A 14,531-nucleotide genomic window follows, 5' to 3' on the forward strand; every position below is an offset into this window, starting at 1 on the left:
ACACGCCGTCCGCACCGGCTCGGATCGACCCGCGCGGCCCGCGTCGGGGAGAATGGCGCTCGTGGAAGACGCGGTGAGTCGTGAGGTACGGATCTGCGTCGTCGGCGACGAGCTGAGCGCCGGCGTCGGCGACGCGAAGGCCCTGGGGTGGGCGGGGCGCGTCGTCGCGCGCACGCGCTTCCCCCAGCCGGCGTACGTGTTCCCGCTCGCCATCCCCGGCGAGACGACGACGGCGCTCAGCCAGCGCTGGGAGGCGGAGACCGCGCGCCGGTTCTCCCCCGAGCCGGACGTCGACAACCGCCTCGTCATCGGCCTCGGCCGCCACGACCTCGACGCGGGGCTGTCGGTCGCGCGCTCACGCCTCAACCTCGCGAACGTGCTCGACGTCGCGGAGTCCCACCGCCTGCCCACGTTCGTCGTCGGGCCGCCGCCGGGCCACGCGCAGGACGCGGAGCGCCTCGCGGAGCTGTCCCACGCGTTCTCTGACGTCGCGAACCGGCGCCGCGTCCCCTACGTCGACACGTTCAGCCCGCTCGTCACGCACGAGCAGTGGCTCGCCGACCTCGCGCAGAGCGGCAACGGCTTCCCCGGCCAGGCGGGCTACGGGCTCATGGCGTGGCTCGTGCTGCACACCGGCTGGCACGCGTGGCTCGGCCTGCCCGACGACACCGTCTGAGCCCGCCCCGACGCACGAGGGCGAGGCGTGGTCACGGACCACGCCTCGCCCTCGCCGTCGGGGCGGTACCGCTCAGCCGCGCGAGACCGTGAGGTCGCCCGAGACGGTGCTCGCCGACACGTAGGCGCCGCCCGCGCCGTGCTGGTCGACGTGGTCGACGGACGTGGTGCGCTGCGCGCTGGAGTCGAGCCGCACGCCGTCGAGCACGGCCTTGCCGGTGACGCTGCGGGCCTTGAGGTTCACGGCCGAGCCGGCGCCGAGGCGCACGGCCACGTCGCCCGAGACCGTGCGCGCGTCGACGAGCGGGGTGCTCTCGCGCGCGACGACCTCGACGCCGCTCGTGACGGTGTTGACCGACACGCGCCCGAGCGTGCCGCCGAGCGTGACGGTGCCGGACGCGGTGGTCACGTGAACGTCGCCGACGTGCTCGCCGACGTCGACGGAGCCGGTGGCCGTGCGGACCGACGCCGTGCCCGAGACGCCCTGGACGCGGACGGCGCCGGTCCCGGTCGTGACGGACACGTCCGCCCGCGTCCCGACGACGGTCGCCGCGGCGCGCGCGGTCGTCACCTTGAGCGGGACGCTCGCGGGCACGGTGACCCGCACGACGGCGCGGTCCTTGTCGCGCAGGCCCTTCGCGCGGTCGACGAGGCCCTCGATGCCGGCGAAGTCGTACCCGACGCGCAGCTCGCCGTCGTGCACGCTCACCTGCAGCGGGCGCTCGGACACCTCACTCACGTCGAGGTGCGCCCCGCTCTCGCGGCCGGGGTCGGCGACGACGTCGACCGACCCGTCCGTGAGCTGGACGACGACGCGCCGGACGTCCGCGACGTCGACGCTCCGGGGGGCGTTGATGACCCAGGACTCGGTGCTCATGCGCTTCTCCTCGTTCGGTTCTCTGGTGCGTGGTCGGTGGTCTCGGGACGTCAGGGCAGGGTGGACCGCACGGCGCGGCGCGCGCTGTCGAGCACGGTGCGCAGCGTGTCGACCGTCAGCTCGGGCACCCCGCCGGTCGCGTCCGCCCGGCGCAGGTCCGCGCGGAGCTCGTCGCGGAAGCGCTGGAGCACGGCCTCCGCCTCGGCACGGCGCGCGGTCGACTCGCGACGGCGGGTGTCGTGCTCGCCGTCGCGCGGGCGGGCGCGCGCCGTCTGGGCGGCGGCGGCGAGCTCGGCGCGCAGCCCGCGCAGCGAGCCCTGCACGTCGGCGCGCAGCGCCTCGGCGCGCTGGCGCACCGTCTCGGCGATGCCGTGCTCGAGCGCCGCGACGTCCGCGCGCCGCGCCTCGATCTCGGCGCGCCCCGCGGGGGTCAGCTCGTACGTCGTCTTGCGCCCGTCGGCGCTGCGGTGGACCAGGCCCTCGTCCTCGAGCCGCGCGAGGCGCGGGTAGATCGTCCCGGCGCTCGGGCGGTACGTGCCCCCGAACCGCTCGGAGAGCTCGGTGATGAGCTCGTACCCGTGCTTGGGGCCGGACGCGAGGAGCGCCAGCAGGTAGAGCCGGAGCTGGCCGTGGGCGAAGACGGTGGCCATCAGCGGTCCACCGGGCCGCTCGTGGAGGCCGGTCGCCCGGCGGGCGCACCGGGGCTGCCCCACGCCGGGGCGTCCGGGGCCGCGTCCTGCACCGGGGGCGCGTCGGCCGGGGCGGACGACGTCCCGGCCGTCCCCCGCAGCACGGTGACGTCGCCCGAGACGGCCGAGACGCGGACGGGCGCGCCCGCGCCGAGCCGCGCCGCGCGGTGGAAGGAGCGCGCGGACCCGCGCTGCTCCTCGCCGTCGACGACGAGCCGGCCGCTGAGGCAGCGCACGGCGTAGTCCATCGCGTCCGGGTCGGGCAGGCGCACGAGCACGTCGGCGGAGACGGCGCTCACCGTGATCTCGTCCGGCGTCGTGCGCGTGTCCACGGTCACGGAGCCGGAGACCGAGTCGAGCCGCAGCGAGCGCAGGGCACCCGTCGCGGTGAGGCCGCCGGAGACGGACTCCATCCGGACCGGGCCGTCGTGCTCGCTCGCGGCGACCTCGCCGGAGACGGTGTCGACGCGCAGCGGGCCGCGGGTCCGGCTCGTCATGACGGCGCCGGACACGGTCGCGAGCCGCACGCCCTCGCGGGCGCCCGCGACGAGCGCCTCGCCCTGCACGGTCGCGACCTCGACCTGCGCGCCCGCCGGGACGGCGACGTGGACCTCCGCGGCGTCCTTGCCGGTGTACGTGCGGAAGCGCTCGAGGAAGCCCTTCCAGCCCGCCTCGAACGGGCCGTAGCCCACCCGCAGCGTCGTCCCGTCGAGCCGCACCTCGAGCGCGCGCCCGCTCACCGAGTGCACCTCGACGCGCGCGTCGGTCCGTGCCGGGTCCTCGTGCGCGACGACGTCGATGCGCCCGCCGATCATCGTCGCGTCGAGCCGGCGCACGAGCGCGAGGTCGATGGCCTGCGGACCGGTGAGGGTCCAGAGCTCCTGCGTCATCCCGCGCTCCGTCCTGGTCGCCGCGCGCGCCGGGTCGACCAGGACGGCCGGAGGCACTCGCGATATATCTCGTTCCGCCAGACACGATATATCGCGTGCTCGACCGTGACAAGGGGTCGCGTGTGGGACCATGGGAGACGGACTGGACACGCCGAGACCGGTCGTTCCACGTCGACACCCGTCGAGAACCGCCGAGACCGGCAGCACTCCCCGACCGTCAGGAGAACACCATGAGCAAGCGCGGACGCAAGCGTCGCAGCCGCAAGGGCAACGCCGCGAACCACGGCAAGCGCCCCAACGCCTGAGACGGCGCAGCCCCCACGAGGGGGAGCACGGAAGAGGGCCCGGACCGACGTCGTCGGTCCGGGCCCTCTCTCGTCCGCGCGGGCCCCGGGGGCTGGCCCCCGGCCCGGGTCAGCGGGTCTCGACGACCGTCGTCGTCGAGACCATCACGGTGAGCTGCGTGTGGATGCGCTCCCGCAGCCCTGCCGGCGCCTTCTCGTGGCACGAGCGGCGCACGAGCTGCTTGACGAGCTCCTCGACGCTCAGCTCGGCCAGGCACGGCGAGCAGTGCGCGACGTGCTGGCGCATGCGCAGCTCGTCGTCGGGCGTCATCTCGGAGTCCAGGTACTCGTACAGGTGCGTGAGCGCGTGCTCGCACTCGGACTCGCCCGCGGTCGAGTGCGGGATCGGGGTCACCGGCTCCTCGACCGGACCCCGTCCGGGCTCACGGGTCTCTGACGTGCTCACGACTCACCTCCGGGGCTCTTCGCGCCCACCAGTCCTCGCCTCGCGGCGTAGTCGGCCAGCAGCTCGCGCAGCTGGCGCCTGCCTCGGTGCAGGCGGGACATGACCGTGCCGATCGGTGTCCCCATGATCTCCGCGATCTCCTTGTACGGGAAGCCCTCGACGTCGGCGTAGTACACGACCATGCGCCGGTCCTCCGGGAGCTCCTGGAGCGCGCGCTTGACGTCCGAGTCCGGCAGGCGGTCGAGCGCCTCCGCCTCGGCCGAGCGCAGGCCCTGCGACGTGTGCGACGCCGCGCGCGCGATCTGCCAGTCCTCGACGTCGTCCGTCTGCGCCTGCTGCGGCTCGCGCTGCTTCTTGCGGTACGTGTTGATGAACGTGTTCGTGAGGATCCGGTACAGCCACGCCTTGAGGTTCGTGCCCGGGCGGTACTGGTGGAACGCCGCGAACGCCTTCGCGAACGTCTCCTGCACCAGGTCCTCGGCGTCCGAGGGGTTGCGCGTCATCCGCAGCGCGGCGGAGTACAGCTGGTCGAGGTACTGCAGGGCGTCCCGCTCGAACCGGGCGGCGCGCGCGGCGTCGCTCTCGGCCTCCGGGGCGCGGTTCGTGTCCTCGGCGTCCGTCGCGTCGGCGGGCGGCGTCGTACCGGCGGGCGCACCGTCGTCCGGCGTCGTTCCCGACGTCGTCGCAGGGCTGCCGGAGACGTCGCTGCCGGAGATTCGCTCTGTCATCAACAACGAGCCTAGTCCCCCGTTCGTCTGGGTGTTCGATGAGGCGTCCCGCGCACGGCTCGGCACCGACCACGCGGCGGCGAACGCGGCGTCCGGCGCCGGGGTCGTCGACGCGACCCGGGCGGCGGGTGCGGGAGTCTGGAGCAGGGCGGTCACGAGGGGTGCAACCCGCGAGCGCCCCCAGGCATTCCCGGCCCGGGCACCGCCGCGGGTGGCGCCGTCCCGGGGGGCGCGGCAGGCTGGGACCCACCGGAGGACGCCCGCCCAGGGCACCGGCGAGTCACCAGCGATGAGGAGAGAACCGATGCTGCTGCGTCACCTCGCGAGGCCCATGCTGGCCTCGTGGTTCGTCTACGACGGGGTCCAGGCCGCGCTCAAGCCGGCGGAGCACGTGCGGGCCGCGCGCGCGGGCGTCGAGCTCGTCGAGAAGCGCGTCGGCATCGAGGCCCCGCTCAGCGAGCGGCAGGTGACGACGCTCGTCCGCGCCCACGGCGCGGCGACGGCGGTCGCTGGCCTGTGCCTCGCCGTCGGCAAGGCGCCCCGGACCGCCGCGCTCGCGCTCGCCGCGCTCACGGTCCCGCTCGCCGTCGTCAACCAGCCGTTCACGGGCGGCGAGGCCACGCGCACCGAGCGGACGCGGAAGTTCGTCGCGAACGTCGGGGCGATCGGGGCCGCGCTCATCGCGGGCGCCGACTACGAGGGCCGCCCGGGCGTCCAGTGGCGTCTCGAGCGGGCGCGGCACGACCTCGCGCTCGCCAAGCAGGCGAAGCAGGAGGCCGTCGTCGCGGGGGCGAAGAGCACCGCGAAGGACGTGTCACGCTCGGCTCGCCGCGCCGCGAAGGCCGCCCAGGACGCCGCGCAGCACGCCGCGAGCAGCACCGCGGGCGCCGTGCACGACGCCGGGGCCGCCGTCCGCGCCAAGGTCGCCTGACGCGTCGCACCGCGCGGCCGCGCCCGTCCGCGGGGCGGGACCGGCCGCCGTCGGGCGGCGACGCTCCACTAGCCTGGACGCCATGACGACGCAGCCCCCCGCGCCCACCGACGCACCGTCCCCCGCCCCGGCCGACGCCTGGGTCGCGCCCACGGCGGGCGGGCCGCTCGACGCGACGGTCGAGGTCCCGGGGTCGAAGTCGCTGACGAACCGGCTGCTCGTGCTCGCGGCGCTCGCCGACGGCCCCGGGACGCTGCGCGGCGCGCTGCGCAGCCGCGACGCCGACCTCATGATCGCGGCGCTGCGCGCGCTGGGCGTGGGGATCGAGGAGGGCGCGTCGCCGACCGAGCTGCACGTGACACCCGGCACCCTGCGCGGACCGGTCGACGTCGACTGCGGGCTCGCCGGGACGGTCATGCGCTTCCTCCCGCCGGTCGCGGCGCTGGCGGACGGCGCGGTGCGGTTCGACGGCGACGAGGGTGCGCGGGTGCGGCCCATGGGCCCGGTGGTGGCGGCGCTCAGCGCGCTGGACGTCCCGGTCGCGGGCGACGACGGCGGCAGCCTGCCCACGACGCTCCCGTTCACCGTGGGCGGGCGCGGCCGGGTCCGCGGCGGGTCCGTCGACATCGACGCGTCGGCGTCGAGCCAGTTCGTCTCCGGGCTGCTCCTCGCGGCGGCGCGCTACGACCAGGGCCTCACGGTCCGGCACGTCGGGCACACGCTGCCGAGCATGCCCCACATCGAGATGACGGTGGAGGTCCTGCGGGAGGTCGGGGTCGTCGTCGACGACTCGCGCCCGGCGATCTGGCGCGTCGAGCCGGGGGCGATCGCGGCGCGTGACGTGCAGGTCGAGCCCGACCTGTCGAACGCCGCGCCGTTCCTCGCGGCCGCGCTCGTCGCCGGGGGCACCGTGCGCGTCACGGGCTGGCCGACGGCGACCACGCAGCCCGGCGCGATGGTCCCCGAGCTGCTCGAGGCCATGGGCGCCACGTCGTCCCTGGACGGCGACGTGCTCACCGTGACGGGCACGGGCGAGGTGCGCGGCGTCGACGTGGACCTCCACGCCGCCGGCGAGCTCGCCCCCACGATCGCCGCGCTCGCGGCCCTCGCCGACGGGCCCAGCCGCCTGCGCGGCATCGCGCACCTGCGCGGGCACGAGACCGACCGCCTGGCCGCGCTCGCGGCCGAGATCACGCGCCTCGGCGGGCAGGCCGAGGAGACGCGCGACGGGCTCGTCATCACGCCGCGCCCCCTGCACGGCGCCGTCTTCCGCACCTACCACGACCACCGCATGGCGACCTCGGCCGCCGTGATCGGGCTGCGCGTGCCGGGCGTCGGCGTCGAGAACGTCGCGACGACGGCCAAGACGCTCCCCGGCTTCGCGGGCATGTGGGAGCGGATGCTCGGCGGCTCGGGAGCGGCGGCCCGCTGATGGCCCGCGTCCCGGACGAGTCCGACTTCCGCTCGCGCCCCGGCAAGCGCGGCAGCCGCCCGCGCACCAAGCAGCGCCCCGAGCACGCGGACGCGGTGACCGGGTTCGTCACGGGCGTGGACCGGGGCCGGTACACGCTGCTCGTGGGCGGGACCGACGACGGGACGGTCGTCGGCGCCGAGGACGAGCGCACCGTCCTCGCGATGAAGGCGCGCGAGCTCGGGCGCACGCGGATCGTGTGCGGGGACCGCGTCGACCTCGTCGGCGACGTCACCGGGGACGACGGCTCGCTCGCGCGCATCGTCCGCATCCAGGAGCGGTCGGCGGTGCTGCGCCGCACCGCCGACGACACCGACCCGTACGAGCGCGTCATCGTCGCGAACGCGGACCAGCTCGTCGTCGTCACCGCCCTCGCCGAGCCCGAGCCGCGCACGCGCATGATCGACCGGTGCGTCGTCGCCGCGTACGACGCCGGCATGGACGTCCTGCTGTGCCTCACCAAGGCGGACCTCGCCGACCCGGCGCCGCTGCGCGCGCTGTACGAGCCGCTCGGCGTCTCCGTCGTCGTCACGCGGCGCGCGCCCGACGGCCTCGCGCCGGACGGCTGGGCCATCGAGCCGCTCGACGCGGTCCGCGAGGCGCTGGCCGGGCGCACGTCGGTGTTCGTCGGGCACTCGGGTGTGGGGAAGTCGACGCTCGTCAACGCGCTCGTGCCCGACGCCCGGCGCGCGACGGGGCACGTCAACGACGTCACGGGGCGCGGCCGGCACACGTCGACGTCGGCGGTCGCGCTGCGCCTGCCGGGCGGCGGGTGGGTCATCGACACCCCGGGCGTGCGGTCGTTCGGGCTCGCGCACGTGCAGGTCGACCACCTGCTGCGCGCGTTCGAGGACCTCGACGCCGTCGCCGCCGCGTGCCCGCGCGGGTGCACCCACCTCGACGACGCGCCGGACTGCGCGCTCGACGACTGGGTGGCCGACTCCCCCGACGACGTCACCCGCGACGCCCGCGCGGCGCGGCTCGAGTCGTTCCGGCGCGTGCTCGCCTCGCGCACCGGCGCCGCCTGAGCCCGCACCCCGCGCGGCGCCTCCCCCGGCCCGTGCGCGCACCGCTACGGTGTGAGCCATGACGCCCCCCTCGACGCGCGGCTACGACGACGACCTGCGCCTCGCCCACGTGATCGCCGACCAGGTCGACGCCCACACCCTGTCGCGCTTCAAGGCGCTCGACCTGCACGTCGAGTCCAAGCCCGACTCGACGCCCGTGAGCGACGCCGACCGGACGGCCGAGGAGATCATCCGCGGCCAGCTCGGCCGGGCCCGCGGCCGCGACGCGATCGTGGGCGAGGAGTACGGCGAGACGGGCCACGGCGCCCGCCGCTGGATCGTCGACCCGATCGACGGGACGAAGAACTTCGTGCGCGGCGTCCCCGTGTGGGCCACGCTCATCGCGCTCGCCGACGGCGACGAGGTCGTCGTCGGGCTGGTGTCCGCGCCCGCGCTCGGCCGGCGCTGGTGGGCGGCGAAGGGCACCGGCGCGTGGACGGGCAAGTCGCTCGCCGCCGCGTCGCGCCTGCACGTCTCGGGCGTCTCGTCGTGGTCCGACGCGTCGCTCGCCTACGCGTCGCTCGACGGCTGGGAGGAGCGTGGGAAGCTCGAGCCGTTCCTCGACCTCATGCGCGGCGCGTGGCGCACGCGCGGCTACGGCGACTTCTGGTCGTACATGCTCGTCGCCGAGGGCGCGGTCGACGCGGCCGCCGAGCCCGAGCTCGAGCTCTACGACATGGCCGCGCTCGTGCCGATCGTCACCGAGGCGGGCGGGCGGTTCACGTCGCTCGACGGCGCCGACGGCCCGTGGGGCGGGAACGCCGTCGCGACGAACGGCCTGCTGCACGACGAGGTGCTGGGCCGCCTGGGCTGACGGGGCCCGTCACCCCTGCGGCGTCCCAGGTTCGGTCCGCCCCGGGTTCGCCCCGGTCTCAGCCGCGCGGCACGTCCTTGAGCTCGGACCAGTCGTACCAGAGCAGGTCGCGCTCGCCCACGCGCTCGATGGCCGCGTCGAGCGCCGCGTCCACGTCGGGACCGTCGTCGTCCGCCGCGGCGAGCACGGCCTCGACGTCCGCGACCGCCTCCGGCTCGTCGACGTGCACGCACACGATCGCGACGTCGGGCACCGTGCGCAGCACCTCGACGGCGCTCGGGGCGGGCGCGTCCTCGTCGTCGGAGTCCTCGGCCCCCACGACCTGGACCGCGCCGTCGGGCACCTCGAGCGTGACGACGAGCCGCTGCCGCGGCGCGTCCGGGCGCGACGCGACGAGCGCGAGCGAGTCGTCCGCCGCCTCGAGCGCCGCCGCGTACTCGAGGCCCTCCTCGTCCTCGTCGGGCAGCGCACGTGTCAGCGCGGCGGTCACGGCGTGGGCGCCGCGCGGGGCGACGGTCCAGCGGGCGGCGTCGGCGGTCACGGTGACGGCGTCGAGCTCGTCGAGCGTCGCGGGGAGATAGATGCGCATGGGTTCAGTGTGCCGCCTCGAGCACCGGACCGGGCGCCGCACCACGCCCGGACGGGGCGGCCTCCCGCACTGCCTCCGCGAGCCGAGCCAGGGCGCGGCGGGCAGGGCTCGCCGGGGCGGTCTCACCGAGCGTCCTCCCCTCCCGGAGCGCCACGTCGACGGCGGCGTCCTCCGGGACGACGTGCAGGTCCTCGACGCCGGCGTACCGCGCCATCGCGTCGCGCACCGCGCGCTCGGGCCGTGGCCCGACGACGCTCGCCCGCACCCGGTTCACGGCGACGACCCGGGCCGCGGCGGCCGCCGCCCCGGACTCTCCCAGCTCGTCGAGCGCGCGGACGAGGCGCTGCAGCCCGACCGGGTCCCCGCCGCCCACGACCACGACCACGTCCGCGGCGCCCAACGCGCTGAGCGTCGCGTCGTGGCGCTGCGGGGCGCGGGTGTCGTAGCTGAGCAGCTCGTCCTGCTCGATGCCGAAGCCGCAGTCGACGACGGTCCAGTCCGCGACCGACCGCGCCACCTGCCACACCACGTCGAGCGACGGGCCCGGCAGCTCGGGCCAGCGCGCCGCCCGGGCGAGGCCCGTGAGGACCCGGACGCGGGGCACGAGCACCGGGGCCAGCGCGCGGAGGCCCGCGGCGTCGAGCACACCCTGACCGGCGCTGCGGGCCGCGGCGGCGAGCCCCGGGGACTCGTCGAGCAGCCCGAGGCGCTGCGCGACCGTCCCGCCGTACGTGTCCGCGTCGACGAGCAGCACCTCGGCCGGAGGCCCGACGGCGGCCGTGGGAGCCGCGTCGACCTCTCGCGCGCGGCGTGCGGCGCGGCGCCGACGGGGCCGCCCCGCGGGTGCCGGGCCCGCGAGCTCGACCGCGAGGTTCGTCGCGACGGTCGTGCGGCCCGGCGCCCCGGTCGGGCCCCAGACGACGACGGTCCGGCCGTCGCGCCGGTCGCCCTCGCCGTCGGCCGGCACGGGCGCCGGGACGCGGGCGGGCGCGCCGGGCGGGCCCGCGTGCGCGGTGCGCGCCGGCACGACCGCCCGGACGGCGTCGCACAGGGTGCCCGGAGACCGGTCCACGTCGACCACGGTGTCCACCCCGTGAGCCCGCAGCCGGTCCTCCTCCCACGTGCCCCCGGGGGCGAGCGCGACGACCCGGACGTCGTGCGCGTGCAGGTCGGCCACGGCCTGCCGGTCCAGCGCCGGGAGGTCGTGCGAGACGACGGCGACCCGCCCGGCCCCCGCGGCCGCCGCGGCGAGCAGCTCGACGACGTCCGCGCAGCGCCGCGTCACCCGCAGCCCGGACGCGTCGAGCGTCGTGACGACCTCCGCCTCGCGCGCCCCGCGGACCGCGCACAGGACCGTCGTGACCGTGGTCGCGCCGCTCACCCCGCACCGCCGACCGGGACCAGCGCGAGGGTCCCCTCTCCCGCGACGGCGGCGAGCACGGCGGGGAGGTGGTCGACCTCGACGAGCAGGTGCACCGTCGTCGGCCCGCCGACCACGAGCGTGCCCTCGCCCTCGTCGACCTGGGCGACCGTGACGCCGCCGACGAGCATCTCCGGCACGGCGCCCGGGCCGTCCGGGACGTCCTGCGCAGCGTCCGGGGACGGTGCGGCGGCGGCCTCCGGGACGTGCCAGAGGTCGACGTCGGCGCCGGCCACGATCCGCTCGGAGAGGCCCGACGTCACGGGCACCGCGACCGCCCGCACCGCGAGGTCGGTGGCGGCACCGAGCGCCGTCGCGGGGACGAGCTCGCCCGCGGCCACCGTCCGCAGGACGACCGCCTCGTCCGGGAGCCCGTCCTCGACGAGCAGGTAGCGGTCGGTCTGCGCGCCGAGCCGCACCTCGACCGTGCGCAGCTCGGCCGCACCGACGGTGGTGCCGGGCGTCAGCGGCGTGCCGGCCGCGTACACCGCGACCGTCCGGCTCGCGCTGCTCACGGCCCAGGACCCCAGCGCGACGGACAGCGCCACCACGACGACCCCCACGAGCAGCCGCGGGTCCTTCCAGCCCGGCCGCCGCAGCCGCGCGGCGGGCGGGGGCGTCGCGGCCCCCGGGACGGGTCGTTCCACGGTCGTCGTCATCCATCTCCCCCTCGGTGGTCGGCACGTCGCCCGTGCCGCGGCTTCATGATCCCCGGTCGGCGGGGCGCGTGGCAGGGCCTGTGGACGAGCACCGCGGTGGGGCGTGCGCGTGCCAGACTGACGCCATGCCCCAGCGGTTCCTCACCCTCGCCGACGTCACGGACGAGCTCAACATCTCGGCGGCGCAGGCGTACGCGCTCGTCCGGTCGGGAGAGCTGCCCGCGATCCAGGTGGGCGGACGCGGCCAGTGGCGGGTCGAGGTGAGCGAGCTCGAGGCGTACATCCAGCGCATGTACGCGCAGACGCGCCAGCGCATCGAGGCGGGCGACTTCGACGGCTGACGGCGCGCCGTCGCGCCTCCGCGGCCCTGTACCGCGTCCCCACGCCGTAGCACGACGACGTCTCCGCTCCCTCGGCTCCCCCTGCCGCGCGCTCACCTCGGTACGTACCCCGTCTCCGCCTCGCTGACGCACACCAGGGCCGACCAGGGGACCACCCGCGCGCCGTGTGCGCTGCCGGGCGACGGCTCGAGGTCGAGATGGTCCTTCCCCACCCTGGCGACCCACCCGGACCAGGACCCGGCGGTCGTCCGCACCTGGACCGGTCTCCGGTCCCGCTGGAGCGCCCGCAGCACGTGCCCGAGGCCGAGCGTCGCCGACCGGGACGAGCGCGGCGGGTCGGCGTGCCGCCCGAGACCTCGCACCGCGACCACGGCGTCCAGCGGGACGAGGTGCTGCCGGCGGCCGTCGACGACCAGCGCCCACTCCTGCGCGACCTCCCGCACCTCGCCGGTCACCGCCGACGCGTCGCGGAGCTCGAGCGTCACGGGCCCCGGCGCGGCGCGCAGCCGCTCGGTGAGGAGCACCGTCGCGTGCTCCGCCCGGGTCAGGTCGGCGACCGCGGCGACGCGGTCCTGCGACTCCGCCGCGGCGAGCTGCGCCGCGAGGTCGTCGAACAGGGCGTCCCATCGCATCGGCACACCGTAGCGGGGTGCCACCGCACCCGACCCTCCGTCGTCCACATCACGGGACGGGCCTGGACAGGCGTCGATCCTGCGCGCTTAGATCGATGTGTCGTCATCAAACGACACCAAACGACATCAAAAGCCGTCGAGTGCGCGACGGCAGGCAGGGGGCAACGATGGACCGGGGTACTGCTGCATCCCGACGAGCCGGGGGTCTGCTCGCCCTCCTTGCGCTCGTCCTCGCCCTGGGCGGCGCGACGACCGTCCTGTCGCTCCGGGCGCTGCACCTCGTCACCGCGCTCCCGACGCACCGCGTCGAGTCCTGGGTGGAGCTCGCCGCGGTGTCGGTGGGCGCGCTGGCCGCTCTCTGGGTCGCGCTCAGCGCGCTCGTCGCGCTGGCCTGCGTGGCTGCCGGTGCCGCCGGGCGGTCCTGGACGACGGGAGAACGACTCCTGCGCCGTGCGGCGCCGGCCGTCGTCCGGCACGCGGCGCGCGCCGCCGTCGGCGCCACCGTCGGCGCGGGTCTGCTCGTCGCCGGCGGGGCGGCGCACGCGGCCGCCCCGGCAGACGACCCGGGCGTCGTCGCCGTCGATCTTGGGTGGCGACCCAGCGGTGCCGTCGCCGGGGACGAGGGTACGGCTTCGGGGAACGGCGCGTCGGAGAGGGCAGCTTCGACGTCCCGGGCGACCCCCGGCGGCTCGTCCGCCACGGCGGACGGCTCCACGGCGGCGTCCGACGGTCCGTCGGGCACCGCGGCGGACGCCGCGCCAGGCCAGCCCGCGCCGGTCACCTCGGTGCCGCCGTCTTCGGTGCCGGCATCGTCCGTGCCGGCGCCTTCGGTGCCGCCCTCCGGGGTGCCGGGGGACGCCGGCACGTCGAAGGACCCCCACCGCTCGCACGGTGCCACCTCCGCAGCGACCGACGCGCCGCCGTCGACCAGCACCGAGAGTGCTGGTGCGGGAGACGCCGCGGGCTCCGGAGGGAAGCACGCCGCCGGGGCGGGCGTCGTCGGCCAGGGGGCAGAGGCCTCCGGCGCCGCGGGACCGACGGTCGCCGCGGAGGGGACCTCGTCGGACGCCGCCCGCCAGCGCGACGCGGCGCTGGCCGTGACGCGCGATGTGCCCGGCCCGGAGACCGCGCCGGAGGTGGTCGTCGTGCGCGGCGACTCGCTGTGGTCGATCGCCGCCCGGCACCTGCCCGCAGGGTCCACCGACGCGCAGGTCGCGGAGGCGGTGGAGCGCTGGCACGCGGCGAACGCCCACGTCGTGGGCGCGGACCCCGACCTCGTCCGGCCGGGCCAGGTCCTCGTCGCACCGTCCGCCTGACCACCGCCGACCTCGAAGGAGCCCCACCATGACCGCTCCCCTGCTGGCCGGCGCGCACGCCCCGGTCACCACCGTGACACCTGCGGCCGCACCGACGGCCCCTCCCACGAGCGGGGCCACGGTCCGCCCGCTCCGCTCGACGAGCGTCCCGTCCGCCCCGCCGGCGCGGCTGCTCCGCTGCCTCGGCGACCCGACCGTCGCCACGGTCGACGTGACCGACCCGACGGCGGCCCGCGTGCCGCAGCACGTCGTCCGGGGTCGTCCCCTCGGGCGCCCGACGACGCCCGTGCCCCTGCCGGACCCGACCGCGCTGTGCTGCGCCGTGGTCCGGGCGGCGGTCGAGGTCGTCCGGGGCGAGCGCACGGTGGGACAGCTCGCACGGTGGGTGTCGCCGGAGATCTACGAGGCGCTCGCCCGGCGCGCCCGGCTCGTGGCCGACGGTCCGGGCGAGACCCCGGCCCGCCCGGTCGCCGTCCGCCGCGCACGGGTCCTGCGGATCGGCGACGGCGTCGCCGAGGGGACGGTCGTCGTCCAGGACGGGGACCGGGTCCGCGCCGCCGCGGCGCGGCTGGAGGCGCGCCGCGGAGCCTGGCGCGTGGTCGCGCTCGAGATCGGCTGAGCCCTTCCCGCACCGGGCACGACGACGCCCTTCCCGGACCGGGCACGACGACGCCCTTCCCGG

The 14,531-nt window shown here is 76.8% G+C and carries 18 protein-coding genes; 9 read left to right on the forward strand and 9 right to left on the reverse strand.

What is annotated here, in order from left to right; translation table 11 throughout:
• The first annotated feature begins 52 nt into the window (after positions 1 to 52).
• Positions 53 to 676: a GDSL-type esterase/lipase family protein gene (locus HKK73_RS13625; RefSeq protein ID WP_031316757.1), complete on the forward strand. Its 624-nt coding sequence runs from the start codon at positions 53 to 55 to the stop codon at positions 674 to 676.
• A gap of 72 nt (positions 677 to 748) precedes the next feature.
• Here HKK73_RS13625 and HKK73_RS13630 read toward each other — a convergent pair whose 3' ends face one another.
• From HKK73_RS13630 to HKK73_RS13640, 3 genes are read right to left on the reverse strand one after another with little or no spacing between them, the layout of a single operon-like run.
• Complete coding sequence (locus HKK73_RS13630; protein WP_021483234.1) at positions 749 to 1,552, reverse strand: DUF4097 family beta strand repeat-containing protein; 804 nt, start codon at positions 1,550 to 1,552, stop codon at positions 749 to 751.
• A 50-nt stretch (positions 1,553 to 1,602) separates the two neighbouring features.
• Positions 1,603 to 2,202 carry a PadR family transcriptional regulator gene (locus HKK73_RS13635; RefSeq protein ID WP_076405974.1) on the reverse strand — a complete coding sequence of 200 codons (600 nt, stop codon included), beginning with the start codon at positions 2,200 to 2,202 and terminating at the stop codon, positions 1,603 to 1,605.
• Entirely contained in the window at positions 2,202 to 3,131 is a 930-nt protein-coding gene (locus HKK73_RS13640; protein ID WP_171468201.1) for a DUF4097 family beta strand repeat-containing protein, read from the reverse strand. Before HKK73_RS13640 ends, HKK73_RS13635 begins: the two co-directional genes overlap by 1 nt.
• A 230-nt stretch (positions 3,132 to 3,361) precedes the next feature.
• On the opposite strand from HKK73_RS13640, the gene HKK73_RS19435 reads away from it, so the two are divergent.
• Positions 3,362 to 3,436, forward strand: coding sequence for a 50S ribosomal protein bL37 (locus HKK73_RS19435; protein ID WP_099052597.1), 75 nt, complete (start codon positions 3,362 to 3,364; stop codon positions 3,434 to 3,436).
• A gap of 109 nt (positions 3,437 to 3,545) precedes the next feature.
• Here HKK73_RS19435 and rsrA read toward each other — a convergent pair whose 3' ends face one another.
• Together rsrA and HKK73_RS13650 are read right to left on the reverse strand one after the other, a co-directional pair.
• Positions 3,546 to 3,881, reverse strand: a complete 336-nt coding sequence (gene rsrA, locus HKK73_RS13645) for a mycothiol system anti-sigma-R factor (RefSeq protein ID WP_241005831.1) — start codon at positions 3,879 to 3,881, stop codon at positions 3,546 to 3,548.
• Positions 3,878 to 4,609: a sigma-70 family RNA polymerase sigma factor gene (locus tag HKK73_RS13650; protein WP_076405969.1), complete on the reverse strand. Its 732-nt coding sequence runs from the start codon at positions 4,607 to 4,609 to the stop codon at positions 3,878 to 3,880. The genes rsrA and HKK73_RS13650 overlap by 4 nt, the downstream gene beginning before the upstream one ends.
• A 304-nt stretch (positions 4,610 to 4,913) precedes the next feature.
• On the opposite strand from HKK73_RS13650, the gene HKK73_RS13655 reads away from it, so the two are divergent.
• From HKK73_RS13655 to hisN, 4 genes are all read left to right on the forward strand, one after another.
• Positions 4,914 to 5,540 carry a DoxX family membrane protein gene (locus HKK73_RS13655; protein WP_009862310.1) on the forward strand — a complete coding sequence of 209 codons (627 nt, stop codon included), beginning with the start codon at positions 4,914 to 4,916 and terminating at the stop codon, positions 5,538 to 5,540.
• An 82-nt stretch (positions 5,541 to 5,622) separates the two neighbouring features.
• A complete protein-coding gene (aroA, locus tag HKK73_RS13660; RefSeq protein WP_171468202.1) occupies positions 5,623 to 6,972 on the forward strand; it encodes a 3-phosphoshikimate 1-carboxyvinyltransferase in 1,350 nt (449 codons plus the stop codon).
• On the forward strand, positions 6,972 to 8,039 hold the full coding sequence (gene rsgA, locus HKK73_RS13665) for a ribosome small subunit-dependent GTPase A (RefSeq protein WP_171468203.1): 1,068 nt from the start codon (positions 6,972 to 6,974) through the stop codon (positions 8,037 to 8,039). Before aroA ends, rsgA begins: the two co-directional genes overlap by 1 nt.
• Positions 8,040 to 8,097: 58 nt before the next feature.
• A complete protein-coding gene (gene hisN / locus HKK73_RS13670; RefSeq protein ID WP_137281202.1) occupies positions 8,098 to 8,892 on the forward strand; it encodes a histidinol-phosphatase in 795 nt (264 codons plus the stop codon).
• Between the two features lie 58 nt (positions 8,893 to 8,950).
• Here hisN and HKK73_RS13675 read toward each other — a convergent pair whose 3' ends face one another.
• Genes HKK73_RS13675 through HKK73_RS13685 form a run of 3 tightly spaced genes read right to left on the reverse strand, consistent with a single transcriptional unit; the run spans position 8,951 to position 11,560 of the window.
• Positions 8,951 to 9,481, reverse strand: coding sequence for a hypothetical protein (locus tag HKK73_RS13675; protein WP_144722707.1), 531 nt, complete (start codon positions 9,479 to 9,481; stop codon positions 8,951 to 8,953).
• A 4-nt stretch (positions 9,482 to 9,485) separates the two neighbouring features.
• A complete protein-coding gene (locus HKK73_RS13680) occupies positions 9,486 to 10,862 on the reverse strand; it encodes a hypothetical protein (RefSeq protein WP_171468204.1) in 1,377 nt (458 codons plus the stop codon).
• Positions 10,859 to 11,560, reverse strand: coding sequence for a hypothetical protein (locus tag HKK73_RS13685; protein WP_171468205.1), 702 nt, complete (start codon positions 11,558 to 11,560; stop codon positions 10,859 to 10,861). Before HKK73_RS13685 ends, HKK73_RS13680 begins: the two co-directional genes overlap by 4 nt.
• Positions 11,561 to 11,685: 125 nt before the next feature.
• On the opposite strand from HKK73_RS13685, the gene HKK73_RS13690 reads away from it, so the two are divergent.
• Positions 11,686 to 11,901, forward strand: coding sequence for a helix-turn-helix domain-containing protein (locus HKK73_RS13690; RefSeq protein ID WP_061269161.1), 216 nt, complete (start codon positions 11,686 to 11,688; stop codon positions 11,899 to 11,901).
• A gap of 92 nt (positions 11,902 to 11,993) precedes the next feature.
• Here the strand turns inward: HKK73_RS13690 and HKK73_RS13695 are convergent, their stop codons facing one another.
• Positions 11,994 to 12,533 carry a hypothetical protein gene (locus HKK73_RS13695; RefSeq protein WP_043659709.1) on the reverse strand — a complete coding sequence of 180 codons (540 nt, stop codon included), beginning with the start codon at positions 12,531 to 12,533 and terminating at the stop codon, positions 11,994 to 11,996.
• Between the two features lie 167 nt (positions 12,534 to 12,700).
• On the opposite strand from HKK73_RS13695, the gene HKK73_RS13700 reads away from it, so the two are divergent.
• On the forward strand, positions 12,701 to 13,849 hold the full coding sequence (locus HKK73_RS13700) for a LysM domain-containing protein (RefSeq protein ID WP_171468206.1): 1,149 nt from the start codon (positions 12,701 to 12,703) through the stop codon (positions 13,847 to 13,849).
• A 28-nt stretch (positions 13,850 to 13,877) separates the two neighbouring features.
• Positions 13,878 to 14,468, forward strand: coding sequence for an Rv3235 family protein (locus tag HKK73_RS13705; protein WP_206153949.1), 591 nt, complete (start codon positions 13,878 to 13,880; stop codon positions 14,466 to 14,468).
• Positions 14,469 to 14,531: the final 63 nt, after the last annotated feature.

Source organism: Cellulosimicrobium sp. 72-3 (assembly GCF_013127315.1).
Taxonomy (GTDB): domain Bacteria; phylum Actinomycetota; class Actinomycetes; order Actinomycetales; family Cellulomonadaceae; genus Cellulosimicrobium; species Cellulosimicrobium funkei.